We start from the raw sequence: 26,670 nt of genomic DNA on the forward strand, positions 1-26,670 counted from the left end.
AGCCCACATATGACAAACGAACTCATTATTCAATATACGGCGACGGTCTTTTTTGCATTGGCCATTCTTCATACATTTTCGGTTAAATTTTTTCAAAATTTATCTCACAAGTATGTCGAAGGATCTGTTGGAGAGAACCTCTTCCACTTGCTAGGCGAAGTTGAAGTTGTCTTTGGGATCTGGGCCGGACTATTTATCATTTTTTTCATGATGGTCTCTGGCGTTCCGCAAACAATTGGATACCTAGAGGGACGAAATTTTACTGAACCAATGTTTGTTTTTGTAATCATGGCTGTTTGCGCTTCACGGCCCATACTTGCTCTTAGCGAAAAAGTGATTCGGTTGGTCGGTAAAATTATTCCTATTGATAGCAATGTTGGGTTTTTCGCGGCCACATTAATAGTGGGACCGATCTTAGGTAGTTTCATTACAGAACCTGCTGCTATGACCGTTACGGCACTGATTCTTCTTAAGAATTTTTATCAGCGGGACATCTCTGAGAAGCTTAGATATGCAACAATTGGACTTTTATTCGTTAATATTTCCATAGGTGGAACCTTAACTCCGTATGCAGCACCGCCTGTTTTAATGGTCGCAGCTAAGTGGAACTGGGATTTAATGTTTATGCTTTCAAATTTTGGTTGGAAAGCTGTTCTTGCGATACTTGTGTCTACAATTATTGTGACCTATCGCTTTCGGAAAGAACTGACTACAATTGGAAAAGAAAAAAAAGTTGAAACTAAGACATTAAGAATTCCAGCTTGGGTCACCGTACTGCACATTTTTGTTCTTATTGCGATTGTTATGTCGTCTCATTATTTGGTACTGTTTACAGGAATATTTTTATTTTTCCTTGGTATAGCTTCGGTAACTAAAGAGTACCAAAATGAACTTCAAATCAAAGAATCATTGTTGGTTGGTTTTTTCCTAGCAGGCCTTGTTGTACTTGGAGGATATCAAAGCTGGTGGCTCGAGCCCATACTAAGTCGCTTAACGTCTTTGCCGCTTTATCTTGGGTCGATTTCATTGACTGCTTTTACTGACAATGCAGCTATTACTTATCTTGGTAGCCAGGTTTCCGGTCTAACTGATGCTTCAAAGTATGCTCTGGTTGCGGGAAGTGTTGTTGGTGGAGGTCTTACAGTTATTGCCAATGCTCCAAATCCAGCGGGTTACAGCACTTTGAATTCTGCTTTTGGGCCAGATGGGATCAGTCCAGGTTTGCTATTCCGCAGCGCCATAGTACCTACAATCATTGCGGGGCTTTGTTTTTGGTTTCTTTAAATAAGATTCCAAACTGCTCTCTTTGACTGGACCTGTGCGCAGATGAAAAAATTTAGCAGTAGGTATCATATTGTCAGCATCGTATAATTAAACTAACAAAATAACAGGGTTTCACTCTTTTTCGGAGTGAGAGTTTTCAAGTGGTAGGGTCGCCATTTAAAAAAAGAATGGTGGCCTATGTCTGAGAAGCTTTTTGATATCGCGACTGTGTTAATTCCGGTAGTCATTATTATCTTCATAATAATCCAATACGAAAATAGCAAGAAAAAAAAAGACTGAGTTTAGTTTTCAAATGTTAGCTGCCGTAGTTCACCATAGCTTGCAGGACGGCGTTTAACTTTTGTAAGTCGTTGCTCACAGGAGTTAGGCATTTCGTCCAATCTTTCTTTTGTGAAGCGATTCGTTCCATGGCTTGCTTGCCATGTATGGTGATAGAAATAATTTTCTTTCTTGAGTCCTTTGGATCTTCAGCTTGAAACAAAAATCCTTTTTTTTCAAGGCGCTTTAAGGTTTGGGTTAAGGTGCTCGGGTGAATGCCAACAGATTTTGCAAGCGCATGCGCAGAGGTTCCTGGCATATCGATAAGCTGTTCTAAAAGACACCATTGCACTAAACTTAAACCAACTTTTTCCTCTGACTTTTTATTGAAGTTGTGAATCGAAATACCTAAGCGAAATAAGGAAACTAGAGGCTGAACATCTTTGCTCATCTTAACTCCTCTAATTTTGAACTATCATCTCTAGGCTGGTGAAATTTAATAAGAGTTTTTATCAACCGATTAATTTCAGATTGTCTCTCTATATAATAGCTAGCTTGTGATTTGATTTTTTTTCCCACTCTGACTGACATTATTTGGCCAGAATGATAGGGCAAACTGAAAATATCTTCATCTGTGTCGTCATCACCGATGTAAAAGGCATGTTTCATTTCTGAAATCTGCATGAGCTTTTGAAGGGCTGCGCCCTTATGGGGAGCATCCGCCGGAAGTATGTTCACCACGCATTTGCCTAAAATAATGTTAGGTTTAGGAGTGATGTAACTTATTATTGATTTGATCTGTGCTCTTGCTTTTGTTTTATTTCTCGCTTTTCTATAGTGAATAGCAATTGAATACACTTTGTCTTCAATTTCAACCCCACTCTCAAATTCTTCGTTATATAAAAGTTTCGTCCATGCAGTGCATGTTTTTTGCGCTTTTTCTAAAGAGCCATTTTTGCTTTCTATGCCCTCTAATCCATGGTTTCCTACAAGAAATTTTGGATTAAATGAAATCCGCTTCTTCAGGTCCTCGATACTTCGGCCGGAAATAATTGCGACTGGAGCAATTTTCGAGAGCTGGCTTAAAAGAACCTCTGTTGTCTTCGCCATTGCTGCGGCTTCAGGATCACTAACAATCTTCGCCAGTGTTCCGTCAAAATCAAATGCATAAAGAGTTTTTGTAAAAGAAAGTGACTCAAGTACTACAAGACTTCCTTTTGAAAAAAGTGGTATCACGTTTTTAATAACCCCTCGCCAAATTTCTTAATATGGCCAAATAAACGAGTTCTTTGTCGAAGCCTTGCAGCATCAAGCAACATTCGCCCAGCCCATCGAAAAACATTAAATTCTTGAATAAATCCGCGCATACTTCGAATTCGATTACGTTGTTCGTCCTTAGGCATTTCGAGTGCGACATGCAAAGCCGCTGCACATTGATCAATATTATATGGATTTACAATTAGTGCTTCTAGTAACTCTCTAGATGCTCCTGTGAACTGACTCAAAATCAAAACTCCTTGTTCATCATCGCGAGAGGCCACAAATTCTTTTGCTACTAAATTCATTCCGTCGTGAAGGCTACTGACAAAACAAAGATTGGAGCCTCTGTAATATTCATACACTTGAAGTGGTTCATGATGCTCTACTTTCAAAAGGATTGGCTCATAACCATCTCTGCCGAATCTCTGGTTAATTTTTATTGCTAGCGCGCGAACTTCCGATTCGAATTGCTGGTATTGAGGTATTGTCGATCGCGATGGGGCCGCAATTTGTATGAAAGTAAATCTTCCAATCCACTTTGGTTCCAATTCAAATAGACGTTCCACCGCTAAAAATCTTTCCAGAATGCCCTTTGTGTAATCAAGTCGATCAATTCCAATCCCTATAAGCCGATCAGTTGGAAAATTATTGAGTTGGCGAATGTGTTTTTGACACTCTTTGACTGACTTTTGTGATTTGATCCACTTAACTGGATACTCGATAGAAATCGGATAGTGGGCGACAGCAGTAAGTTGACCTTTATATGAAACAGTCGAAGTTTCTCGGTCAATTCGGCTTTCGATAAAGCGATCAACGGCATCAATAAAGTTATTGCAATGAAATCGTGTATGAAAGCCAAGAATACTGCTTCCCAGAAGTCCGTCGATTAACTCTTCTCGCCAAGGACAAATACCAAACACTTCCGGATTCGGAAATGGAATGTGCCAAAAGGTAATGACTGTCGCCTTCGGAAGACGTTCACGAATCATTTTTGGCAAAAGCGCCAAATGATAGTCTTGAATCAAAATTACGGGGTTGTCTGTTTTGGCTTCCTCGACAACTGCTTTTGCGAATTTTTCATTTGCGGATACGTATTGCGCCCAATCAGCTGATCTAAATATTGGCCGCACATGTGCAATATGACATAAGGCCCATATGCCTTCATTCGCAAAGCCATAGTAGTAACCTTGTTCTTCCTCTTTGGTCAGCCAGACTCTTCTAATCTGATAAGAGGGATCTTCAGGTGGTACACGTACATGATCATGCTTGTCCACAACTTCTCGGTCCGCATTTCCACTTCCATGAGCGATCCATGTTCCTGAGCAGGCTCGCATGATCGGTTCTAGTGCCGTTACTAAACCGCTTGCCGGAAACTGAATTTCAATTTTTTCATTTCTACGGACATGGATGTAGGGCTCTCGATTGGAAACGACAAGTATCTCGTCTCCAGTTAGTTCATTGTTCAAAATTTCTTTCAAAGTTTTAGAGTTCCAACTGATCTGATTTTCATCTCTGGTCCGTCGCTCAGTTTCTAAATCACGGATAAGAAGTCGAAGATCTTTAACAATCGGTCTTAACTCAGGAGATTCTATTTGCGAATTTGGCCGAACCAACCCTTCACCTTTGAGGATGGCTCGAATTCCCTTCACCCAACCACGCCAACTCATTTGGGCAATAAAAACCGTAATCAGCGATATCAGCGTCGCAAGACCTGCGAACAAATAGAAGATATAAACTTTTGTGTCAGCACTTCGTTTTTCTAAAAAACTCATGTCATGAAGAAGAACCAGTTGTCCAAATCGTTTTCCGGCATCGTCAATAGGATGAAAAGCAATATGAATTGGCCCTTTCGACAATTGCAACACGCGACTATGGGACTTGCGTGAGTCGTCCGCAGCCTCACACAAAATTTGGTCCGGGTACGTTTGGGTTTTATAGATCAGTCGATTTTCATTATCACAAAATGCCAACGCATAAAGCCGTTCGTCTTGAATGGCTCGGTCAAAAATTTTTTGCATCTTTTTTTCGGAAGGATTTTCGATAATTGAAACAATCGATTCTTGTAGAGTATTCGTGATGAGTTTTGTTCGAATATCAATATCGCGACTGAACCATTTGTTAAAAATCAACGAGTCGACCAATGGCACGATACCATAGGCGACTAATCCAATAACGAGCATAAGTGGAACGATGAAGCGAAGCGATAATCTCATATTTTTCTTACTTTACTTTGATATCAAATGAAAGTATACATTTTAATGAATTTATCTACAACTTTAGGAACAAACAACGCATGTATCCATACGGGCTAATTGGAAATTGCCAAACCGCTGCATTGATTAACAAGTCTGGCTCAATTGATTGGCTTTGTTTTCCGAGGCCAGATAGTCCGCCAGTTTTTGGACGCATCTTAGATCCCGAAGGTGGACACTTCTCTATTGAAGGAAAAGGCAGATTCGAAGGTCAGCAAAACTATATTCCTAATACAACAATTTTAAAAACGACAGTAACCAACGAAGACGGAAGTCAATTTGAAATCACCGACTTCAATCCACGGTTCTATCAACATGGTCGCGTCTATCGCCCAATATCACTTTTTAGAATTGTAAAACCAATTAAAGGAAACCCTGCAATTTGTGTGAGTTGCAAACCGGTGGATGGATGGACAAAAAAACCTGTTAAACCAATTCGCGGGAACAGTCACCTTAGATTCGAACTGCAAGACGATCACATGCGATTAGCTACAAATATGCCGCTTACTTATTTATGCGAAGAAACGCATTTTATTTTGAATGAACCTCTTTATTTTGGACTGACTTGGAGTTTAGGAATCGAAGAAGACTTAGTCAGTGTTTCAGAACGGTTTTTAAGCCAGACTCTGGATTACTGGACAACGTGGGTTAAGCATTGCTCAATACCGAGCCTCTATCAAAAAGAAACAATTCGATCAGCGCTAACTTTAAAACTCCATTGTTATGAAGACACCGGCGCAATCCTTGCCGCACTAACTACAAGTCTACCGGAAGAGCGAAATCAGAACCGCAATTGGGACTACCGCTTCTGCTGGCTTCGCGATGCGTATTTTGTACTTTCGGCTTTTCAAAACCTTGGGCATTTTGAGGAAATGGAAGGATTCATAAAATTCATTCTTAATATTGCCGAAAAGCACGAACATTCGCGCGAGCGACTTTGGCCCGTTTACCGACTCGATCAAACTCTCCCTCTCCCCGAGGTCGAACACTTAAACTGGCAAGGTTTTGCTGGAAGCAAACCTGTACGTAGCAACAATCAAGCGGCCGAGCACGTTCAGAATGATGTGTACGGCGAAATGATTCTAACCTTGGCTCCCATTTTTATTGATGAAAGATTTCATCACTTAAGAACCAAGGACCTCGAACGACTTCTCGCTCATCTGGGAAAATTTTGTGCCCAAAGCATTTCAAAGCCTGATGCCGGACTTTGGGAAATCCGAGATGGTTGGCAAGAGCATTCTTTTTCAAATTTAATGTGCTGGGCGGGGCTTGATCGCATCGAAACTATAAGATCGCTGGGATTTTTACCGGAACTGAGTTTCGATTTAACTTCGGCAAAAAAATTAGCTGAAAAATCTATTCGGTCTGCTGTCATCAATGGTTCTCTACGCAATGCCCCTAACGATGAGAGTTTCGATTCATCGTTGCTACAAATTTCTAACTTAAGATTTCCCGATGAGGACGTTGTAAAAAAAACGGTCGAACAAATTCAAGAAAACCTAAAATTAGAAGCAAGTTCTTCTACCGCCAGCTTTCTTTACCGCTACCTTCGAAATGATGATTTCGGCCAGCCTAAATCGGCGTTTCTTATTTGCTCTTTCTGGCTGATTCAGTCGCTGAGTCGAACAGGACAAATAGAAAAAGCGCGCGAAGTGACCAAAAACGTGATGGTTGCCGCTAATTCTCTTGGTCTATTTTCAGAACACTATATTCCGTCCGAAAGAATGCAGACCGGTAACTTCCCACAAGCATATTCTCACGTCGGACAAATTAATGCAGCCTTTGCGGTGAGTCCGCCGTGGGGCGATGTCCTTTAAAGATTTAGTTTAATAGTGCTTGAGTGATATTGCTAAATGCCCAAAAGTTATAAGTTAAAAAATTGCTAAGACAAATTTTCCATGCCTAAATTTGTCTTAAACACGACGGTGTGTCATAAGTACGTGGGTCTTCCTCAAATTATAAAATCAAAAAAAAGATGGCCGTAATAAATTATATATGGTATCCCATATATAATGAAAAGTAGATCAAAAACGAAATTAGAACCAGATGCACAGATAGTCCTCGATTCGATTAGAAAAATAGTTAGAACACTTCGTCAAACATCAAAGTTTACAGAAAAAAACTTAGGCTTGAGCACAGCTCAAATTTTCGTACTTCAGAAGTTAGCAGCCAGCAAAGTTCCGCTATCTATAAACAAGCTAGCCGCCGCCACTCTAACCCATCAAAGCTCGGTATCGGTCGTGGTATCTAAACTAGTTTATCGTAAACTGATAGACAGAGTAGAATCAGAAACCGATTCACGGTCTGTCGAACTAAGCATAAGCAAGCATGGTCAATCCCTACTTACCAAAAGCCCAATGTCTATTCAGGAACGCCTTATGAATGGTTTAGCCCAATTGAGTGAAACTCAGCGAACCGCTCTTGTAAAAGGTTTACAAGCTTTGGTTCAAAAGTCAGGAATGGAAAATGAGGAGCCTTCAATGTTACTTGAGGACGATACTGAAAAGAAATAGGTGAAAGATTTAATTGGGCGTTTATCCAAATTACAAAGCGGAGGTAACGTAGTGAGCCTAAAAACCAAAGACTTTGAATCATCCAAGTCCATTCGTCTTTTCGGACAATTAGGTGCATCTTTTGTCCTTCTTTATTTTGTCTATTTTCTTCGACAAACGGCACAGCCTATTCTGGGTGAAGATGCCGCGCTTCTTCCATTTTTGCTAGCCGTTATTTTTTCCGCCTGGTTCGGCAGTATTGCCTCTGGAATTGCTACGGTAATTGGTGGTGCTATCATAGGGATTTACTTTTTCATCAATCCGATCAATCATTTTGGAATTGATAGCGTTCCCGATATTATTCGCCTAGCATTATATTTAGTCGAAGGGGTTTTAATTAGCATTATCATTGGATCGCTGAAAGCCGCCAAGAAAAAACTGCTGCAAAATTCACTTGAATTGGCACAAGCAAAAATTAAGGCCGATACGGCAAATCAAACAAAATCTCTATTTTTGGCAAATATGAGCCATGAAATTCGCACTCCGATGACGGCTATTTTAGGATTTGCAGAAATTCTAAAGCATGACGATCTGAATCCAGTGCAAAGGAACGAGTTTATAAGTATTGTTCAAAAAAACACCCAGGCACTTTGTAACCTGATTGATAATATTCTTGATTTATCCAAAATTGAGGCGGGAAAATTACAAATCGAAGCGATCCCTTTTTCGCCAAAATTAATTCTTGAAGAAATTTTTTCTTTGTTATTCATCAAGGCCCAAACGAAGGACATTCAACTTCTTCACGCCGAGGTGGCTCTCCCCGAGACTATTTCTTCTGATTCAAATTTAATTCGTCAGATTCTTATAAATATTGTTGGCAATGCAATTAAATTTACCATGCAAGGCTCCGTCGTAGTCACAACAACTTTTAAGCCCCTAAACGAAAAGAAGGGCATACTCGAAATTGAAGTTCAAGACACTGGCATTGGCATTAGTTCAGAACAAAGAGATCGACTATTTCAGGACTTTGCTCAATCCAACACTTCCACGTCAAGACGATTTGGGGGATCAGGCCTTGGATTGTCGCTCTCACGTCGTCTTGCACAGAAACTTGGTGGTAACGTCGAACTGATTGATTCCAAAGATGGATCCGGCAGCAAATTTTTAATAACGTTGTTGGTTGAAACTGTTGGCGCGAGTAAAATCAGTAAATCAATTGAAAAATCCGAATACTTAAAAGAATTACGAGGGAAACATATTTTACTTGTCGAAGACGCACCAGAAAATCAAATGCTAATCAAATACTTTCTCAAATCATTTGGCATCGAAGTTACCGTTGCTTCAGACGGACTAAGCGGTGCAAATTTGGCCTTAAAAAATGCATATGATCTTGTGTTAATGGACATTCAAATGCCCGGCATCGACGGCTTCGAAGCACTGCAAGTTCTACGTAAAAAATTATATCCAGGCAAAGTTTTTGCTCTAACTGCGCATGCAATGGTGGAAGAACGTAAAAAGTGTTTGGATGCAGGATTTAATGGTTTTTTATCGAAACCAATTTCTCGCGAAATTTTAGTCACATCGATTGCCGAAGCGATCCTTTCGAAATCTGAGGACCATAGAGATGTTCGGTAAAATTCAACATCAGACTTTATTTAGGCTCTCTCTTTCAAAACAACAGCAATTTTTGAATCCGATTCTTGAAAGAGGGAAATAGGAAAAAATGGATATACTAAAGGAATCACATGAGCTTTACCGGTTCGGATCGAAAAAGATTTGTGAAATCAGAGACCACTTCCAAAGACTGTTGCCTTTTTGGATTGCCGGAGCACTGACTGCACTTTTTGCGACAGGATATGCGCACTTATTTTCTTGGGCCGAAGAGGTTTCTAAGAAAATATTTAATTTTTCTGGATTGTGGTTTGTTGCGATACCACCGATTTTCTTTTGTATTTCGTGGCTTCTCGTTGAAAAATTGGCACCGAAGGCTAACGGCAGCGGAATTCCTCAATTAATGGTTGCAATTGAAAAAGCACACCAAAAGCAAATTGATTCGATTGATAATTTTTTGAGTTTTAGAATTATTTTGGTCAAAATAATCAGCTCGATCTGTGGAGTATTAGGAGGAGGAGCGATTGGTCGTGAAGGGCCAACTTTACAAATTTCCGGTTCAATTTTTCATTTGGTAGGAAAGAATTGGAAGTGGGGAGAAATACAAAATAGATCAGCTTTTTTGATGGCTGGCGCTGCTTCGGGCTTAGCCTCGGCCTTCAACACCCCCCTTGGTGGGATTGTATATGTTATCGAGGAACTCGCCAAATCTCATCTAAGTTCGTTTAGAACCGGCGTACTTCATGCTGTCATTTTCGCAGGTATTATCTCTCAGATGATTATGGGGCCATACCTATATCTTGGATACCCTAAGATCCCAAATTTTGAATATTATTTAGTTTGGCAATATTTAACAATATCTTTGATTTCGGCGGCTGTAGTTACCGTTTTTGCTCAGTCGTTAAAGTATGTGGTTCGCTGGCGCACTGACTTGAATTCTATTTCGAAAAAGGCAATTTTTACGTTAGCATCCGGCCTACTTTTTGGATTGCTCGTTGTCTTACTTTCATCTCACGGCAAAGGATCTGGAAAAGATTTGCTGACCAGTATGCTTTTTAACTCTCAAAATGCGAGTTTATCTGATTTTGTATCACGCTTTTTTGGCAGCATACTTACATATGCAAATGGCGGAGCAGGAGGGATTTTCGCCCCGACTCTAAGTTTAGGTGGATCATCAGGATCTTATTTCAGTAACTTATTCAATTTTGAACTTGGCCCTCTCGCCGTGCTGATTGGGATGACTGCAGGACTTGCGGCTCTAACCCATTCACCTTTGACTTCTTTTATTCTTGTCCTTGAAATGACTGATAGACACAGCTCAATTTTTCCTTTGATGTTGTCCGCAATTATTGGTCATGGCTTATCAAAACTAATTTCTAAAAAATCATTCTATGAATTCGTATATGAGAGATTGTTAAAGGAAATGGATTCAAATGAACGTAATAGTTAAAGTAGAGGGGCAAATTATGCCCTGCCCTGATATCCCCATTGAAATATATGGAACTACTCAAAGAATACAGCGGTCTATTAAATTATTCATTTTACTTTTCTTTGCGGCCGTTTTTTCACTACTCATTCCTGTTTTGCATTTTGTGCTGGTGCCAGGCTTTTTAATTTCTGCAATTGCATTTGGTATTATGAAATTCAAAGAAGTCTATGGTTTAAATCTAAGTGGCGTAAAATGCCCTTCGTGTCAGTCTCCACTAAATGAGTCCCAAATTAATTTAAGCAAAGCAAAAGCCACTTCGAGAGTCTTTTGCTTTGAATGTCGTAAAAATATTGATTTTCAGATTATTAAAAACAACAACCTCATTGCTAATTAGCAAGGTAAGTTAAAAACTAGTTAAGATGAAAAACAGCAGTGCCGAAGAATGTCTTGACCACACCGCATCCAATGTAAAATTGGATCGGATGTGCCTTATAAAGTGATATAATTGATTTGATCGCCCGACAAGTCCATATAAATAGACTTACATTTTTTTCTAGAGACTTATTTTTATTTAGTGTATTCCCTTGGACAATGTTCTGGGGGAACCTACTTTGAAAACGGCTTTTAAGATCCTACTAGTAGAAGATATGGAATCATTTCGAGCGGCCGTGTCGCAGATGCTGGGCGTTTATAATGATATTACAGAAGCCGGTTCCTTAGCTTCGGCCCGATCCATCTTACTAAAAGAGTCTTTCGACATCGCAGTCTTGGATAAAGCCCTTCCTGATGGCGATGGAATCGAGTTACTGACCGAGATTAAAGCGTCCTACCCAAATACAATAGTAATCATGTTAACTTCAGATTCTGATTTCTCTTCGGTCAAACATTGCATGGCCCGAGGAGCAGACGACTACGTTGTAAAATCAGAAAATATTATTCCAGACCTACTTGTTCGTATTCCAATTGCGGTTTCTAAATCTGCTTCGACGAGAAGGCTTCAAAGTTTAGAAACTTTAGTGCGCGAAGTTTTTCGCTATGAAATAGTTGGCAAATCGCCAGCAACAATGGAACTCAGAGAGACCGTTTTAAGCCTAAAGGGCTCTGGAGCAAATGTACTTATAACTGGGGAAACCGGGACTGGTAAAGAGCTAGTCGCCAGAAGATTGAATTCAATTGAGGATGAAAAGAATAGGCCTTTTGTCGCTCTGAACTGTGGCGCAATCGCAGAAAATATCATTGAGAGTGAACTCTTCGGTCATAAGAAAGGTTCTTTTACCGGCGCCATTCAGGATCGCCCTGGAAAATTTGAACAAGCTAATGGTGGCGATATTTTTCTTGATGAGATCGGTGAACTTCCTTTATCTGCCCAAGTTCGTTTATTGCGAGCCATTCAAGAAAATGAAATTTGCCGCGTTGGTGATAACCGAATAATAAAAATTACTTGTCGAATTCTTGCGGCAACCAATCGAAGTTTAGAACAAATGGTCCGTGAAGGGAAATTTCGCGAAGATCTGTATCATCGGTTGAATGTAGTTCGCATTTCAACAACTCCTTTGCGACATAGACTTTCAGACATTTCCGACTTGGCAACTATGTTTACTCTGCAAATTGGCGGAGCAAACTTTAAAATTTCAGAACACGCTATTCGCGCACTCAAAGATTATGACTGGCCTGGAAATATCCGTGAACTTCGCAATGCAATCGAACGCGCTGTTATTTCGGCTAAACGAAGAAAATCATCAGAAATTAAATTTGATGACATCACCGTTCACAGCCCTCCTGAAACCACGCTCCAGAGTATGAGAAAACTAGAAGCGTCGTTACCAATTCAATTATCGGATCTAACGCCTAATAACTACCGTGAGTTTTTAGAAAGTCTAGAACGTGAATATCTAAAGTCTGCAATAGAACTTACTGGCGGTAGTGCTATCGAAATTTCAAGTCGATTAGGACTTGCACGAAGCACAACATTTAAAAAATTAAAACAACTCCAAATCAATGACGGACGAAAAAATACTGAGGAGTCGAAAAATAGAGCGATAAAGAATAAAAACGAGGGGTTGCCGCAGAGACTTATGTAATTTGTGGCTATAAAGAGGAGGAACTATGAAAAAGGCTATCGACGTTATCAAACAGCTTGATCTGAAGCCACTACCTGAAGAAGGTGGATATTACAGAGAAACCTATCGCGACAATGCAGTTAAATTATCTGCGAAATCGTATGGCATAGAATCAGAATCAGCTAGAAGCATCTGTACTGGCATTTATTATCTAGTCGTTCCGGAAAGCTTTTCAGCTCTTCACCGAGTTAAAAGTGATGAAGTTTTTCACTTTTATTCTGGCGATCCCGTTGAAATGATTCAAATAGACCAATCAGGAAATTTAAAAAGATTTACCCTTGGCGCAGATATATTTTCCGGCCAAGCTCCACAGGTCGTAGTCCCACGCGGAGTATGGCAAGCCCTTCGTCTGAAAACCGCAGGAAAATGGGCATTGATGGGCACAACTGTTGCTCCAGGCTTTGAATTTGAAGATTTCGAAGTTGGTACTCGTGAAGCAATGACTAAACAATTCCCTCAACACCAGAGCGACATTATCAGATTTACAAGGGAGCCCAACGAGAAGGTGCACTGATGACCTTCGCTAAAAAAATATTTATTGCAGTATTTTTATCTACTCTAATGGTTGGTTCAATTTTAATTTGGGCCGCCTACAAGTATACGGTGAATCGCTCCGAAGAAGACTTCGTGGCCCGCTATCAGGTTTTTTCAAAAGTTCTTGCTGATACATTGAACCGTTTGGATACCAGCACTGAAGCATTAATGTTGAATGCGGCTAAGGTCGTTGCTGAACATGATGAAAAACACGGGCTACTTTCGACAGAAAAACTAAGGACCCTCCAAAGTGAATTAGGAATTACTCACCTTTTTATGATTGATCGAACTGGAAAGTTCACCAGATCCACAAATGACGACCCCGCTGGAATTCCGAATTTATTTTCATTCTGCGAAAACTATCAAAAACTGATAACTGGTAGTCTTGATGTTGAAGCCACACCAATTATCAAACCAAATCCAGAGCCGAAGCCTTTCAAGTTTTTGTCGATTCCAAATAAAGACAGAAGTCGAATCGTTGAGGTTGGGGTTCGAGTTGATTTCATTACTAAAACTCTGGCCGAAGCGATTAAGTCCGACGTGAATGTGATTTCAATGTCTTTGTATGCCCCAGATGGAACTCCGTTTGGTACTTACTCAGATCAGAACGTAGCTTTTGAAAGTAAAAAAGCAAATTTGCCAGGGTCATTTGACATGGCAATCGCGTCTCCCGACAGTACCAGCTTTTTTACGAAAGTTATTTCTTCTCATCCAAGATGCTGCCAATGTGATGTCTCTGGTACTTCTAAAAACGGCGAATACTACTATGTTCTCGAGAGCAAAGTTTCGAAATCTGAACTGAAAGCAATTCAGGCCCGCGCCGGTATTATGTTTTTCCTAATTGGATTTGGCAATGCTTTATTATCCTATATTTTAGCCCGTCTACTTTCTCGTAGACTCGTCAGAAATATTGAGATCGCAGTTAATAAAGTTAGAAAAATAAAAGATCAAGGTGATGTTACCGATAGAATTAGAATGAATCGAGGCGATGAGATTTCGTTTTTAACACAAGAATTTGATCGGCTTTTGGATTCATTGGAAGAGTCGCAGAAAAAACTGGTTGAAGCTGAAAAAGCTCAGTCAAAAGTCGAATTGGCAAAGATCGTGGCTCATAATATACGTTCTCCTGTAATTGCAATAGAAATGATGCTGCCTGGGCTTATCATGGTGCCCGAGAGGATGAAACGGATTTTGAAGAAGGCCGTTTCAGAAATCAAACAGCTTTCAGAAAAACTAAGAACACAATCTGAATCCGTAACAAGTTATTTGGCTAAAGAACTAGATACCGACTTGGTTTTCGTACCAATTTTATTAGATGATTTAGTTCGACAAAAAAATATCGAATTTTCAAACAAATGCAAATCTTCCATTATTTTAAAGTCCACAACCGGATCTGAACGCCTTTTTGTAAAAGCAAGCTCTCTGGAACTGACTTGCGTACTTTCGAATATAATCAACAACGCTTTTGAATCATATGGTAATTCTGGTGGTATAGTCGAAATATTGGTTTTCGAAGATTCGGGATATTGTAAAATTCAGATCCTAGATTATGGCTCAGGTATCCCCGAAACTAATTTGGCCAACTTGGGAAAAAAGAATTTTTCTCTTAAAGAAGGTTTAGGACGAGGATTAGGGCTAGTTCATGCATATAACGCAGTCGAATCGTGGGGCGGGTCTATTTCTGTAGATACAAAATTTGGTGTTGGAACGAAAATTTTGATGGCAGTTCCCATTTATGATTCGAAAATGGTGTTACCAAAGAACTATTCAGCTCAGGAAGCTCATTCAAATGCACTTTTGTAAAGCATGACGCAATGTATTTTGAATCAATTAAATTCAAGCACATTGCTTTAGTCTGTAAAAATAAAAATATTTTATACCTGTTCAATGTGTTCGACTTTACTTGTTAAGAGTCGTCAGCGAGAATTTTGAGTGTATCTCGTAACAAATGTAACCTATTTGTATCCTACTGTAAGAGATACATTTTTCCTTGGATCTCGAAGCCGTTTAGGAAATTCTTGTACGATTGAGGCTTGAGACCGAGAAATATAATGATGCATTAAATAAGTTTTTCTAAGCGGAGGCAGAGACTATGTTCGATAAAATTATTGAAATTAAAAATATTGGAAAATTCACAAGTTTTGCCGCAGCCGGTGATCTCAAATTCGGAGTATTTAATTTAATTTATGCTGATAATGGAACTGGTAAGACAACTTTATCTTCTACGGTTCGATCACTCTCGTCGAATAATCCGAAAATAGTAGTTGGACGTAAAACACTAGGTAATGATGATGTCCAATCAGCAAAATTACTGATAAGCAACGCCATGGTTGAATTTAAGAACAACTCTTGGACAAAGTGCGAACAAAAATTTGAAATTTTTGATTCTCAGTTTATTGTGGATAATGTTTTTTCAGGAAACATAGTTGATCATGATCACCGTCGAAATCTTCATAAATTTGTAGTGGGTGAAAAAGGCGTCGCTATAGCTCATAAGATTGAATCACTAGATGCCGAAATTCGTCGGACGACCTCAGAAGCTAGCGGTTTTAACAAAGAAGTTAGTAAAGCAATTTTGGGAGCACTTAGTTTCATTGATTTTCTAGCTTTGCCAGAAAATAACAATGCCTCTACGCTGGCGTCTGAATTAGAGAGGGAGATACAATCTTTAGAAAAATCGGAACAAATTCGCACATCTCAGCTGCTCTCTAGGTTGTCCTTGCACCTCGATTTTAAAAAATTAGAAGAAGTGCTCACAAAAACATTTGAATCGATTTCAAGTGATGCGCAATCCAAATTAGATTTGCATCTAAAAACTCATGGAATGAGTGGCCTCGCATGGATTGAGCAAGGACTCCTATCAGCAAAGAAGGACGAGTGTCCTTTCTGTAGTCAGCCCCTTACAGGATCGGAACTGATCGAGATCTATAGGTCGATCTTGAATAAAGAATACAAGAGCTATCGTTCTGAGCTGGCATTTCTTACTTCCAAGTATTCCAAGCAGGAGCAAACTCGCATTGCGGAAAAGATAAAGTCCGACATTAAAACTAATCAAGCCATGCAACAGTTTTGGTCGAGTTTTATTAATGTAGAAGGACTAAATCAGTCTATTGCTGACGATGTTATTACCCAATTAAATGAAACTATGACAGGCATTGAATATCTAATCCAAAAAAAGCTTTCTGCAAAGGACAGTCAGGTCACTGAGCAGGAAGTTGCGCAAATTCGGGAGGGGTCTTATAAACAAATTACCGAAAAGATTGATGGGTATAATTCTGAGATTGTAAGAATCAATACATTGATTGAAGTTTTAAAGGCGCAGAGTTCAACTTCGAATCTAAAAGAAAAAAAAGCGCAGTTGCTGAAACTCTTAAACACACCTATTAGGCACAGCACTATCGTTAAAGAACTTTGCGACAAAGTTCTTATTCTTCAGAAGGAAAAACTGACCTTTGAGAATGAGAAAGAACAGGCTCGGATCGAGCTAGATAAGTATGCTAAGGGTATTTTTGAAAAGTACCAGAGTTCGATAAATGCTTTGCTTTCAGACTTTGGAGCAACTTTCACCATTGCAGATAAAAAAGAAAATTATTCTGGCGGAAAACCAAGTACGACGTACAAGCTTTGCATAAACGGAACTAAATTTGATCTTGAGGATTCAACAAATGACGAATCAAAACCTAGCTTCAAGAATACGCTTAGTGAAGGAGAAAAATCTACGTTGGCATTTTGTTACTTTCTTTCCAAACTACGCGACGACAGCAATATAGGTGAAAAGGTCATTCTCTTTGATGACCCACTTTCAAGTTTCGACCTGTTCCGACGGGAGAAAACGGAGCAAGCGATTACTGAACTGGCTTCAAAAGCAAAGCAAGTAATCGTATTTTCACATGATCGATTTTTTTTAAGATTAATCTGGGACTCAACCCAAGATATTAAAGCAAAGTGTTTTAACCTTTATCGAAAAGGTGAAGGAACATCAATGGCACTTTGGGATATCGAGAAAGAAACTCGAAGTCGATATTTGCAGGATTACCATAGTCTTGTGGAATACCTCGAGAATGGTGTCCCGAATGGTAGCGAATCTGCAATGAGAGATGTCGCAAGGTGTATTCGCCCCTTAATCGAATACAATCTACATCTTAGATTTCCAAAGGATTTTAAAGAAAATGAATGGCTGGGTAATTGTATTGAGAGTGTTCGCAATTCGACTGAAAATTCAGGGATTGCGTCACTAAAACCTCAACTTAATATGTTGAGTTCAGTTAATGATTTTTCTAAGCGGTTTCATCACAGAGATAATAGAAACAGCGAAACTGAGCCAATTAACGATTCTGAGTTACGACAATTTGTTAAACAGGGCTTTCAAATTATTTCTGGCATAGCATTGGCACATCTCTCCTAGATATTTTAGGGCCGAATTTAATATTTATCTTTTTTACGTTTCTGTCTGACTCGAAAGAGAGAGCCGCAGGACTTGGAGCACCACTTCCTATTGGGAGGGCCAATAAAAAACTTTTGGCAGTCTTTCATCTCACATCGTTTTAAATTCTTGAGTGCACCGATAGCCAATAAATGAGTAATGCCATAAGCCGACTGAAGCTCAGGATCAACCATTATTGACTCAGAATTTGCAATGTATCGCCAATAAGGAAGACCCTCTTTTGAATGCATTAGAATATGATGGTAGCGAATGTGCGATAATCTATGATTTAGATGTTTGACGACTTTTTCGGTGATGCCGTCATTTACGAATATCTCGAACCAGTCGTGAATAATGATTTTAAAATATTCGTCGTAGGTCAATTTTCTGCTTTTTGTTTCCTCGTCTATGACGGCTTCGTTCGCTGCTTTGAGTAAATTTTTAACATCATCCGTTCCCCAACCAATCAGTTGACCTTCTTTATACAGCAAAAATGGACCTTTTTCTTCATGTTGCGCTTTTTTCAAAATTTAGCCCCCTTGAAGGTGTTACGCATTTTATGGTTGTATCGTGTAACAAACTTTAAAAGAATAAAGAAGGAGAATTTTGAGTGATGTTATCAATAGTTAATGGTGAACGCCGCGAGCCTGAAAAAGGCTTATTAGGTAGCTGTATTGGATGTGGGCAGCCAATGATCCCAAAATGTGGTCCCATCAAAATTTGGCATTGGGCGCATAAGTCAGATTGCGAGTGTGACCATTGGTGGGAAAATGAAACTGAATGGCATCGTGCTTGGAAAAATAATTTTCCTACTGAATGGCAAGAAATACGTCATAAAGCTGACAATGGTGAGTGGCATATCGCCGACGTAAAAACCGCCCAAGAAAATATAATAGAGTTTCAACATTCGTTTTTAAATGCTGAGGAACGACAAGCTCGAAATAAGTTTTACAGCAGTAATTTGGTTTGGGTTGTAGATGGATTAATGCGAAAAAAAGACCGACTACAGTTTGAGATCATTTTGAAAAATGCGAATCAAATAACCCAGAATTTCCCTTTAATACGTCTTCCATCTGTTTTTGATGAATGCTCACTTTTGAAAGAATGGTCTGAATGCAACGGGCCTGTATTTTTCGATTTTGGTGTTGAATTACCGCTATGGTGTCTTTTGCCTAAAAGTTCCAAGTCTGCGCTCTATGTCGGGCCTTTTTCACGTCAGACTTTTGTTGAACTTCACAATGGCAAGTTAACGAATAGCGGACAAACTTTCTCAGATTTAATGAAGGTTCTGAATGATTTAGTATTTGCGTATGAAAATCCCAAGCAAGCTATTGTTCGGCAAAATCGAGTACAGCACATTCAGCAGCCAGTTATGCAAAGACAAATAGTGATCCCTCAAAATCCAACTAGAAAACAATTGTACTATCTAAATCGGACACCGCGACGTGGCAGGTTTTAAGGATGAGAATATGGGAGTCTTGAACCTAAACTCAAAAACTCCCGTCGCTAATCTTTCAAAAATATTGAATCATCGAAATCGTTTTGCCTCTTCCGGAAAAACAGAGATAGGCTTCCAGTCGATCTTAATAACCTTTTTGGACGCTTTCTGAATCTGATTCCAACAAGCACGAGACGAACAGTCTTCCATTTTGGAAAAGCTGATTCCCAAATCCAGTAATGCAGCTGCGATGATAAGTTTGATAATAATGTTGTACATAGTTACTCCTATTTTTTGGCTAAAGCTTTGATCATGATTAAAATTGAATGCAGGGCCGAGTCGTCCAGCAGTTCAAGCAGACTTGTGATTTCAGTAATTACTTCGTCAGCGATCAGGTCGGCGCGAACGATTTTATCAAAATCCTGCCGCTTATAACCGAGTGAACGTAAAATCTGATCAATTCTATTATCAGTTAAATCCGTTCGACCTGCTTCAATAAGACCGAAAGTGCATTCTTTGAATCCGCAAAGTTCAGAGGCTTTGTATTGAGAAACTCCACGCCTCTTTCGCAAAATGCGAATTGCACGGACTTCTTTGGTAACGATTTTATAAAGATTGCGTCTTGGTTTTCGCGATAGCGTTCTTTCAAGATTGTAGGCATCAATTTGAGCGAGAGCCTTTTCGGGGGAATTTTCGATCTTGTGAAATTCGTCCCACTCCATTCCCATTTTTCTAACTAGTCGCCTAATGCGATCTTCGGTGTAGTTACAACGACCATTCTCAAGCTGCTCAAGAGCTCTGACTGAGCACGAACATCGTTCGGCAGCCTGCCGACGGTTCAAACCCAACGACAGTCTTGCGGCCTTAAAGGCCAACAAGGTCTTCGTTACTTTTTTAGTGGATGAGCGTTTCGTTTCATCTTCTTGCATCTGACACTCCTTTCAAGAGTTCGTTACAAGAAGCAGTTTGTTTTTACTAAAAATGTGGATATGGTTCTACAGCGAGCTGGCTAAAAATAGCAATTTTGCCAGCGATCTAGTACGAGTGAAATTCAATACTTAACGTCCATCCTGCTATTCAGTCATAGCAACATCTGACACAAGTACCAAAAGCCAAACGCAAGCCATTCATAAGCCAATTCGAGGCTGTGAACGACAGTTCTAGGCAGGTTTCAAAAGCGAAGCTTTGCCCCTTTTGATGTCTCTAAGGCTTTAATTTGTTTTTATTTTTTATAATTTTCTCAGAAACTCAATCTTCCTTGATCGGAAAATTGGAGGTGGGTGAGGGCTTCGCACCCCCGTAACAGCTTTTGCAGAGCCGTGCCTAACTCCTCGGCCAACCCACCCGTATGTATTTTTTCTTGAAAAAAAACTTGGTTAAAAAATATCTTTAAAATTAATTGGAGTCAATTTTTTATATTTTTAGTTCCAGGAATGCCTGCCATGTATATTCTAAAGACTCAACCATTTCTTGATCTTCGACATGATCCTTTCCGTGAAGAATGGCCAGAGTTTTGGCAATTTCTATCGACGCGCGAAGTCTTCTAAATGAATTTAACTCTGAATCAAGACGATACGTTAAGGCCTCCGAAAGACTCTCCTTATTAAAGACTATTTGTTCTCTTTGTCTTTCGAGGGACTCATTGTTCTTCCTTTTTCCGTCAATTTTCTCCTTTAGGCTTTCCAAGGAAACATTGAAAGAATCTTTTTTTTGTGGTTTTAGGAAATATAAAATTTCAAACCTGTCCAACATGGGGCCAGAAAGTTTTTCTCGGTACTTATGGCATCTAGCTCCGGAATAATTACATTCTACCAGCTCTCCTGGAAGCCATTGCCCACAGGGGCACAAGTTGGTTGTTGCTATCAGTTGGAAATCTGATGGGTAGGTATGAAATTTTCTACCGCGAACTAGATGAACCTCTTTAGTTTGAATTGGCTCCCGCAGAGCCTCTTGGCATTTGCCATCAAACTCTAACATTTCATCAAGTAATAATATTCCCCCGTGCGCCCTCGTGACCTCTCCGGGTGAGCATTGGGCGCCACCTCCGATGAGGGCCAAATGGGAAATGGAATGATGTGGTTTTACAAAGGGACGCCAAAATTCATTTCCATGATGATGAAAGTATTTTTTATAATGAGTGTACACAGAGGGGGTCGGCTCTGATGATAGATAATTTAGTGCTTCTGCCAAGGTGCTTTTCCCCAGACCTCGTGGTCCCATTAATAATAACGAGTGCCTTCCCATAGTTACAAGCTCTAAAAGCTTAGCTTCTTCTTGGGAAAATTTTAATTTTTTAAATTCCTGCTGGTTTTTTAAATTAATTTCAATTTTTCTTTTTTTAAAAAACGCTTTATTCTGATTGCCTAACACTCCAGAAGAAGAATTCATCTCTGGAATTCCCTTATTAATTGAATCCAAGTTTTTTAAATCTTTAAGTTGTTTTAATTGAAAATGATTTTTAGCTCGCAGAGGGGAGTCGATCTCTCCGGAGAAAAATTTATTTTTGCTTACATTAATATTATCTAATAACAAGTTATCTAAAACGGTATCCTCTAGTTGAAAGACTTCACCACTTAAACCCAACTCACCAAAGGCAAAGATATCATTTTCAAAACCTGGTAGAATTTGATTGGTTTTAGTCAGAATTCCTAGTGCCATGGGCAAATCCAAACCTGGAGATTTTTTTTTAAAATCTCCGCCTCGAATATTAATAATAATTTGTTTTGCCTTTGGGAATTCAAAGTTTTGACTTCTCATTGCAGACTTAATTTTGATTGAGCTTTCTTTAACCGCCTGATCAGGCAATCCTAAAATATGAATCAGAGGTAAACCAGGAATTAAGCTCACTTCAATTTCAACCTGGACCCAATTGTTAAAGTGCTGACAAAAACCAAATATTTTCATAGCTTCTTGGTGTCAGCAAATGAGAGTCCTAGGTTGGACTTAATTTATAAAAAGAGAATAAAATAGAAAAACAAACTACGGACTAATTTTCAATTTCAGGTTCTTTTTTAAGATCTCTTACCTCTGACTTCACTTCAGATAAAGGATGATGCTCATCAATAACCTGAGCGATGTTTTTAGTGGTGACACTCGTGTAAACTTGGGTGGTTTGAATGCTTGCATGACCCAACAACATTTGAATAGACCTCAAATCAGCACCACCTTCTAACAAAGCTGTCGCACAACCGTGGCGAAATCGATGGGGATTAACGGTCTCTGGAAAGCCTGCTTTCTGAGACCAACTGTCTAACCAACGCCAAACATCGACTCTTGAAGGGCGATTTCCCCTATCATTGATTAAAATAGCTGGAGTGGCTTCCCCTACTAAATGTTGTCGCACTTCTCGCAAGTAATAATTTAAACTTTCATTTAAAGTATCCGTCAAAGGAACCAATCTTTCTTTATTAGCCTTTCCTAGAATTTTAACCCAACGATCGGTCGGATTAAAATCATTGACGTTCAATCCAATAAGTTCTGTCACCCGACAACCCAGTCCATATAAAAGTAAAAGTGTGATTTTATTTCTAGAGGTTTTATTTGGATCCGAAACAACACAGGAATCAAACAATTTTTGAAATTCATCTTGATTTAATGACTTAGGCAAAGACAATTTTATTTTAGGTGGTTTTAATTCTCTCAACTCTGGGGCCTTCACTCCACGAGACTCACAAAATCGAAAATAGGTTCTTAAGGAAGAAATAACCCTGGCTTGTGACCGCGGAGATAAATTTTCTTTTTTCATGAATTCATAGAAATCAACAACCTGAGCCGTTGGACTCTGTATTTTAAACTTGATCCACAACTCTAGGTCTCGTCGATAGGCCATCACTGTATTTTGAGACCGACCCCTCACGTTCTGCAACTCATCAAAAAATTCAACCCATAAATTTAATTCCATGGCACATTAAAGATTTTTTTTTTTTGAATGTCAAACACTCAGAGCATCACTGAGTCATGATCACTGAATGTACACACCCATGTCATTACATGAAACTGTTCCACCATTGAATATCACTTGCATAGGAACTAACATTCCTGCAATTCGATCCACTTGCCCATCACCGTTTGGATCTTCAACAATGGCATTTCTTAATTGAAAAACAATTCTAAAGGCGCCCTGTGTTTGTATGGCTTCAAATTGAGGCAATTCAAAACTACCCACGCTCATCATTCCTGGCTGGATGAGATTTAGATTGTACTGTCCTGAAGGTATCTGACATGGACCTGCTATCACACCTGCAGCACTTTGGGCTCCAGCAATGGTCAAACCGCCTCGAACTGAAATCATTCCTGAATAGGTCTTTTGTGGATTCCAACCCATGGAGAGAGCTTGCTGAATTTTACTTGTCTCTCCCAACAGTTGCCAGTTAATAGTTACCGGAAAAGTACTTGTCCCTTGAGAAACGGCTTGTAGCAAAGGAGTTTGTGGAAAATTACATTGAACGCAAGTACCTGGCACAATTTGGTTTTGATTATAGTAACTTGGGTTCGCGGGTGAGGCGACCAGCTCATTTGAAGAATTATTCTTTTGACAGGCGGCAAAAAATATTAATGAAAATAACACGGTAAAAAAATATCTAAAGTAATACTTTAAGTATTTTAATCTTGTTTGAAGTTTAAATTTTTTCATATATTCTCCTAAATTTATTTTTTTCTTTATAAACATATTCTATAAATTGAAGGCCTTCTTCTTGGACATTCCACTAAATGTTCCAAGCTTTCGATATCCTTCTGCCTCTGTGGGATACAGACCACTTTTATTGATCACATCGGTAGACCTGCAGTTATAAGGCCCTATATAGATAAACCAACATTTTCTGTCACTACTTTCTATCGCCATGGACTGAGCAAAGTTTTTAAAATATATAGAACCTCCAACATAGCTACCACCTTGCCCATCACCTTGGTCAACCGTGCTATCAATAACTAATACAATCGAACCAAGGGAGTCTTGAAAAAATCCAGAAAAGACAACCTTACCTCCGCTGTTATACCAATAATTATATTGAGACTCCAAAACACCATTATCTAAACCATGACTGAATGTGGAATTAACTCCAGAGCCCACATCAAAGGATCCTTGAAATGTTTGCCCATTATCAACATAGGATATTTTTATATTTCCGTAGTAATGAAAGCCTCCAGCATTATTTAAATTAACCGTTAGTTTAAAATCCTTCGGACTGTTCAAAGGATGGGTTCCTACATAGGAATTAAACAAAGAAAAACTTGTTGGCACAAAGGTCACAACATCTCCGGCACTTGCAGCTAGACTTCCCGTGGTGCCTGTTCCACTTCCGGCGGGACCACCCGTATTTGGATCTGCCACAACTGGCGCCACAACTGGCGCTGGTGGGGCCGCTATATCCACCGGATCACTCTTTTTAGAAGAGCACCCTATTCCAAGCAGGATCGCAATAAGTAAAAAAACACCGTTTACGTTTTTCATATAGTTTCCTTCTTTTTTGAAGGCTCCTTTTACCTTTACGTATTGCGAAGCTCATACCAATTTCTAAAATGAGGATAAGTTATTAATAGATTTTGATTTTTTTGATAAGTCTCAAGGTGAGACAGCTGTTCAGAAACGGAGATTGAATGAAAGGTGACGCAAAATTGTCAGTCTTGTCTCAAATCAAAACACTTTGTTCTAGACACTTTGTTCTATGGCCGTGACATCTCTGCCAATGTCCATGCGGCTAAGCTGCCAATCCCATCCTCACTCAATAGGGTCTCCACTTCAGGCCTTAGTTCTTCTATCCTTTGATTGGCAATAACAATAAGAGCATTTCTTTTTAAGCCAAAGGCTTTAGATCTTGAAAGGGCTGTCGTTTTAAATTTTTCCTTTAATAACTCAGCTGAAGCTTCTAAAATAAATCTCAAATCGCTGGCTAACAAATCATTTGTCTTAATGGGTATCCCTACTTTTTGATTCCAAGGACAAACCGTTTGACAAATATCACATCCAAAAAAATGATCACCGATCTTATTTTTGATCTCGTCAGGAGGTATGGATTTTGATTCAATCGTCCAATAAGAAATACATCTCTTTGCATCTAAAGTTCGATTCTCCTGAATTGCTGATGTGGGACAGGCCTCGATACACCTATTACATTTCCCACAAAAATCATGAAGGGGCGTTGGGACCTCTGACTTTAAATAAAGACTTGAAAGGATATTTCCAATTAAAAAAAAGGAACCTCGCTTGGGATGAATAAGGCATGAGTTTTTACCAATCCACCCCAATCCATTCTGATAAGCAAAATCTCGCTCAAGTATTGGAAAACTGTCCGTTGTGGCCCTAAAAAATTCATTCGGAAAAAATACTTGAAGCTCCCTGATGAGAGCCTCGAGTTTCTCCAGCAGCCAAACATGATAGTCCTCATCCTGGGCATAGTGTGCGATCTTCAAAGAAGAGATCTTTAAAGAAGAGTTTAATGGGGTGTCTTTATTTTTTTGACTTAAAACCCGATAGGGATGAGTTAAAGAAAAAATAGATTTAATCTGAGGATTAATCTCTTGCAGGTTTTGCTTTATTTGCAGGTGCTTTTGCAAATAAAGCATCTCCCCATGATAACCTTTCTCAAGCCATTGTTTATACTTTTCATAGTTCAATGGCCGAGTCACCGCAGAGTAGCCACAGCTGCTAAAGCCAAGATCCAGAATCTTATCTTTTAGAAATAATAAATCTTCTGGTAACCTTACCTCACCTATCATGACTAAAAAACCTTGTATTCAATATTTTAGTGTGTGTTTGAAAAGTCTTAGAGAATTATCTCCATTAAGAGATAAATTAGCAAAGTAAATGCAAATCCTGAAGAAATCACACCTTTGACCGTTGTCAATGGACCCAACTTTCCTTTGAACACATTCAATTCAATACCTGCCCAAAGAAGAAGTAAAACCACCCAGTAAATTATAACCTTATCCATATTCATCTGTATGGGCAAATGAGCGGCTCCAAGCATATAAAACAACATGGGAATAGAAAATAATGTATTGGTTCGCGAAGCGAGTAAGGCCTTTGCCCCAGCGCTTGCAACCGCCGGGTTTGCAGGCTTTCCCTCGGCTACGTCTTTAGCATTCTGAATCACAATTTTTTGATTAGGCCAAATAATAAACCAAACATTAAACCACATAGTGATTCCAAATAAACTTCCTGTCAGGATCTTAACGCCCCAATCCCCAGAAAGACTAAATCCTGTTGAGCTTGCTGTATGAAGCATTAACAAGCCAGTCACCAAAGTCCACATGGCACCCCAACGAAACCACCACAGGGCGATTGGCAAAAGTTTTTGCTGAACCTGAGATTTGGCAGGAGCATCCGTTTGATTCATAAATGCACCTTGAGTGAAATTAAAATAATAAAGATGACCAATCCAAAGTATTCCAAAAAACAGATGTAACCATTTTAGTATAAAATGTACCCCTGACATATTCAATATTGCTAAATCCATTCGCGCCACCTTTCTATAATGAAAAACCTAATTGAAAGGTGACGATATATAAAGATCATATATTGATCAAGCCATAAAATAATAAATCAAGGAAACCTAATTACAGTAATCT

General features: G+C 39.3%; 23 protein-coding genes and 1 tRNA gene. 11 read left to right on the forward strand and 13 right to left on the reverse strand.

The window, feature by feature from the left end; translation table 11 throughout:
• The first annotated feature begins 9 nt into the window (after nt 1–9).
• Nucleotides 10–1,284: a putative Na+/H+ antiporter gene (locus tag J0M15_13460; GenBank protein ID MBN8538056.1), complete on the forward strand. Its 1,275-nt coding sequence runs from the start codon at nt 10–12 to the stop codon at nt 1,282–1,284.
• 295 nt (nt 1,285–1,579) lie between these two features.
• Here J0M15_13460 and J0M15_13465 read toward each other — a convergent pair whose 3' ends face one another.
• Genes J0M15_13465 through J0M15_13475 form a run of 3 tightly spaced genes read right to left on the reverse strand, consistent with a single transcriptional unit; the run spans nt 1,580 to nt 5,015 of the window.
• The gene (locus tag J0M15_13465; GenBank protein MBN8538057.1) at nt 1,580–1,993 is read right to left on the reverse strand and encodes a MarR family transcriptional regulator; all 414 of its coding nucleotides are present in this window, start codon (nt 1,991–1,993) and stop codon (nt 1,580–1,582) included.
• On the reverse strand, nt 1,990–2,778 hold the full coding sequence (otsB, locus tag J0M15_13470; GenBank protein ID MBN8538058.1) for a trehalose-phosphatase: 789 nt from the start codon (nt 2,776–2,778) through the stop codon (nt 1,990–1,992). Before otsB ends, J0M15_13465 begins: the two co-directional genes overlap by 4 nt.
• The gene (locus J0M15_13475; protein MBN8538059.1) at nt 2,775–5,015 is read right to left on the reverse strand and encodes a trehalose-6-phosphate synthase; all 2,241 of its coding nucleotides are present in this window, start codon (nt 5,013–5,015) and stop codon (nt 2,775–2,777) included. The genes otsB and J0M15_13475 overlap by 4 nt, the downstream gene beginning before the upstream one ends.
• 80 nt (nt 5,016–5,095) lie before the next feature.
• Here J0M15_13475 and J0M15_13480 point away from each other — a divergent pair, with 80 nt between their 5' ends.
• From J0M15_13480 to J0M15_13520, 9 genes are all read left to right on the forward strand, one after another.
• A complete protein-coding gene (locus J0M15_13480) occupies nt 5,096–6,871 on the forward strand; it encodes a glycoside hydrolase family 15 protein (protein MBN8538060.1) in 1,776 nt (591 codons plus the stop codon).
• A 195-nt stretch (nt 6,872–7,066) separates the two neighbouring features.
• The gene (locus J0M15_13485; GenBank protein ID MBN8538061.1) at nt 7,067–7,567 is read left to right on the forward strand and encodes a winged helix-turn-helix transcriptional regulator; all 501 of its coding nucleotides are present in this window, start codon (nt 7,067–7,069) and stop codon (nt 7,565–7,567) included.
• Nucleotides 7,568–9,181 carry a response regulator gene (locus J0M15_13490; protein MBN8538062.1) on the forward strand — a complete coding sequence of 538 codons (1,614 nt, stop codon included), beginning with the start codon at nt 7,568–7,570 and terminating at the stop codon, nt 9,179–9,181.
• Nucleotides 9,182–9,269: 88 nt separating this feature from the next.
• Nucleotides 9,270–10,607 carry a chloride channel protein gene (locus J0M15_13495; protein ID MBN8538063.1) on the forward strand — a complete coding sequence of 446 codons (1,338 nt, stop codon included), beginning with the start codon at nt 9,270–9,272 and terminating at the stop codon, nt 10,605–10,607.
• Complete coding sequence (locus tag J0M15_13500) at nt 10,591–10,980, forward strand: hypothetical protein (protein ID MBN8538064.1); 390 nt, start codon at nt 10,591–10,593, stop codon at nt 10,978–10,980. Before J0M15_13495 ends, J0M15_13500 begins: the two co-directional genes overlap by 17 nt.
• Before the next feature lie 253 nt (nt 10,981–11,233).
• Nucleotides 11,234–12,667: a sigma-54-dependent Fis family transcriptional regulator gene (locus tag J0M15_13505; GenBank protein MBN8538065.1), complete on the forward strand. Its 1,434-nt coding sequence runs from the start codon at nt 11,234–11,236 to the stop codon at nt 12,665–12,667.
• Nucleotides 12,668–12,692: 25 nt separating this feature from the next.
• Nucleotides 12,693–13,220: a cupin domain-containing protein gene (locus J0M15_13510; protein ID MBN8538066.1), complete on the forward strand. Its 528-nt coding sequence runs from the start codon at nt 12,693–12,695 to the stop codon at nt 13,218–13,220.
• Nucleotides 13,220–15,043, forward strand: a complete 1,824-nt coding sequence (locus tag J0M15_13515) for a HAMP domain-containing histidine kinase (GenBank protein ID MBN8538067.1) — start codon at nt 13,220–13,222, stop codon at nt 15,041–15,043. The genes J0M15_13510 and J0M15_13515 overlap by 1 nt, the downstream gene beginning before the upstream one ends.
• A 289-nt stretch (nt 15,044–15,332) precedes the next feature.
• Nucleotides 15,333–17,645, forward strand: a complete 2,313-nt coding sequence (locus J0M15_13520) for an AAA family ATPase (GenBank protein ID MBN8538068.1) — start codon at nt 15,333–15,335, stop codon at nt 17,643–17,645.
• Between the two features lie 17 nt (nt 17,646–17,662).
• Here J0M15_13520 and J0M15_13525 read toward each other — a convergent pair whose 3' ends face one another.
• Entirely contained in the window at nt 17,663–18,190 is a 528-nt protein-coding gene (locus J0M15_13525) for a CGNR zinc finger domain-containing protein (GenBank protein MBN8538069.1), read from the reverse strand.
• Between the two features lie 86 nt (nt 18,191–18,276).
• On the opposite strand from J0M15_13525, the gene J0M15_13530 reads away from it, so the two are divergent.
• Nucleotides 18,277–19,122, forward strand: coding sequence for a hypothetical protein (locus J0M15_13530; protein ID MBN8538070.1), 846 nt, complete (start codon nt 18,277–18,279; stop codon nt 19,120–19,122).
• A 69-nt stretch (nt 19,123–19,191) separates the two neighbouring features.
• Here J0M15_13530 and J0M15_13535 read toward each other — a convergent pair whose 3' ends face one another.
• From J0M15_13535 to J0M15_13575, 9 genes are all read right to left on the reverse strand, one after another.
• Nucleotides 19,192–19,380, reverse strand: coding sequence for a hypothetical protein (locus J0M15_13535; GenBank protein MBN8538071.1), 189 nt, complete (start codon nt 19,378–19,380; stop codon nt 19,192–19,194).
• 8 nt (nt 19,381–19,388) lie between these two features.
• The gene (locus J0M15_13540; GenBank protein MBN8538072.1) at nt 19,389–20,030 is read right to left on the reverse strand and encodes a helix-turn-helix transcriptional regulator; all 642 of its coding nucleotides are present in this window, start codon (nt 20,028–20,030) and stop codon (nt 19,389–19,391) included.
• Between the two features lie 342 nt (nt 20,031–20,372).
• A tRNA-Cys gene (locus J0M15_13545) sits at nt 20,373–20,446 on the reverse strand.
• Between the two features lie 68 nt (nt 20,447–20,514).
• Nucleotides 20,515–22,005, reverse strand: a complete 1,491-nt coding sequence (locus tag J0M15_13550) for an ATP-binding protein (GenBank protein ID MBN8538073.1) — start codon at nt 22,003–22,005, stop codon at nt 20,515–20,517.
• Nucleotides 22,006–22,087: 82 nt separating this feature from the next.
• Nucleotides 22,088–23,002, reverse strand: a complete 915-nt coding sequence (locus tag J0M15_13555; protein ID MBN8538074.1) for a tyrosine-type recombinase/integrase — start codon at nt 23,000–23,002, stop codon at nt 22,088–22,090.
• A 60-nt stretch (nt 23,003–23,062) separates the two neighbouring features.
• Entirely contained in the window at nt 23,063–23,734 is a 672-nt protein-coding gene (locus J0M15_13560; GenBank protein ID MBN8538075.1) for a hypothetical protein, read from the reverse strand.
• Between the two features lie 39 nt (nt 23,735–23,773).
• Nucleotides 23,774–24,553 carry a hypothetical protein gene (locus J0M15_13565; GenBank protein MBN8538076.1) on the reverse strand — a complete coding sequence of 260 codons (780 nt, stop codon included), beginning with the start codon at nt 24,551–24,553 and terminating at the stop codon, nt 23,774–23,776.
• A 212-nt stretch (nt 24,554–24,765) separates the two neighbouring features.
• Nucleotides 24,766–25,818, reverse strand: coding sequence for a tRNA epoxyqueuosine(34) reductase QueG (gene queG / locus J0M15_13570; GenBank protein ID MBN8538077.1), 1,053 nt, complete (start codon nt 25,816–25,818; stop codon nt 24,766–24,768).
• Nucleotides 25,819–25,865: 47 nt separating this feature from the next.
• Entirely contained in the window at nt 25,866–26,558 is a 693-nt protein-coding gene (locus tag J0M15_13575) for a urate hydroxylase PuuD (GenBank protein ID MBN8538078.1), read from the reverse strand.
• Between the last annotated feature and the right edge of the window lie 112 nt (nt 26,559–26,670).

The sequence above is a fragment of the Deltaproteobacteria bacterium genome (genome assembly GCA_017302835.1).
GTDB lineage: Bacteria > Bdellovibrionota > Bdellovibrionia > Bdellovibrionales > Bdellovibrionaceae > UBA2316.

What these genes read in the sequence shown, in the direction of transcription:
- J0M15_13505 (MBN8538065.1), top strand. Translation starts at nt 11,234, where the DNA reads ATGGAATCATTTCGAGCGGCCGTGTCGCAGATGCTGGGCGTTTATAAT.
- J0M15_13555 (MBN8538074.1), bottom strand. Translation starts at nt 23,002, where the DNA reads ATGGAATTAAATTTATGGGTTGAATTTTTTGATGAGTTGCAGAACGTG.
- J0M15_13500 (MBN8538064.1), top strand. Translation starts at nt 10,591, where the DNA reads ATGAACGTAATAGTTAAAGTAGAGGGGCAAATTATGCCCTGCCCTGAT.
- J0M15_13560 (MBN8538075.1), bottom strand. Translation starts at nt 23,734, where the DNA reads ATGAAAAAATTTAAACTTCAAACAAGATTAAAATACTTAAAGTATTAC.
- J0M15_13480 (MBN8538060.1), top strand. Translation starts at nt 5,096, where the DNA reads ATGTATCCATACGGGCTAATTGGAAATTGCCAAACCGCTGCATTGATT.
- J0M15_13520 (MBN8538068.1), top strand. Translation starts at nt 15,333, where the DNA reads ATGTTCGATAAAATTATTGAAATTAAAAATATTGGAAAATTCACAAGT.
- J0M15_13565 (MBN8538076.1), bottom strand. Translation starts at nt 24,553, where the DNA reads ATGAAAAACGTAAACGGTGTTTTTTTACTTATTGCGATCCTGCTTGGA.
- J0M15_13465 (MBN8538057.1), bottom strand. Translation starts at nt 1,993, where the DNA reads ATGAGCAAAGATGTTCAGCCTCTAGTTTCCTTATTTCGCTTAGGTATT.
- queG (MBN8538077.1), bottom strand. Translation starts at nt 25,818, where the DNA reads ATGATAGGTGAGGTAAGGTTACCAGAAGATTTATTATTTCTAAAAGAT.
- J0M15_13475 (MBN8538059.1), bottom strand. Translation starts at nt 5,015, where the DNA reads ATGAGATTATCGCTTCGCTTCATCGTTCCACTTATGCTCGTTATTGGA.
- J0M15_13550 (MBN8538073.1), bottom strand. Translation starts at nt 22,005, where the DNA reads ATGAAAATATTTGGTTTTTGTCAGCACTTTAACAATTGGGTCCAGGTT.
- J0M15_13535 (MBN8538071.1), bottom strand. Translation starts at nt 19,380, where the DNA reads ATGTACAACATTATTATCAAACTTATCATCGCAGCTGCATTACTGGAT.
- J0M15_13495 (MBN8538063.1), top strand. Translation starts at nt 9,270, where the DNA reads ATGGATATACTAAAGGAATCACATGAGCTTTACCGGTTCGGATCGAAA.
- J0M15_13460 (MBN8538056.1), top strand. Translation starts at nt 10, where the DNA reads ATGACAAACGAACTCATTATTCAATATACGGCGACGGTCTTTTTTGCA.
- J0M15_13575 (MBN8538078.1), bottom strand. Translation starts at nt 26,558, where the DNA reads ATGGATTTAGCAATATTGAATATGTCAGGGGTACATTTTATACTAAAA.
- J0M15_13485 (MBN8538061.1), top strand. Translation starts at nt 7,067, where the DNA reads ATGAAAAGTAGATCAAAAACGAAATTAGAACCAGATGCACAGATAGTC.
- J0M15_13515 (MBN8538067.1), top strand. Translation starts at nt 13,220, where the DNA reads ATGACCTTCGCTAAAAAAATATTTATTGCAGTATTTTTATCTACTCTA.
- J0M15_13530 (MBN8538070.1), top strand. Translation starts at nt 18,277, where the DNA reads ATGTTATCAATAGTTAATGGTGAACGCCGCGAGCCTGAAAAAGGCTTA.
- J0M15_13540 (MBN8538072.1), bottom strand. Translation starts at nt 20,030, where the DNA reads ATGCAAGAAGATGAAACGAAACGCTCATCCACTAAAAAAGTAACGAAG.
- J0M15_13510 (MBN8538066.1), top strand. Translation starts at nt 12,693, where the DNA reads ATGAAAAAGGCTATCGACGTTATCAAACAGCTTGATCTGAAGCCACTA.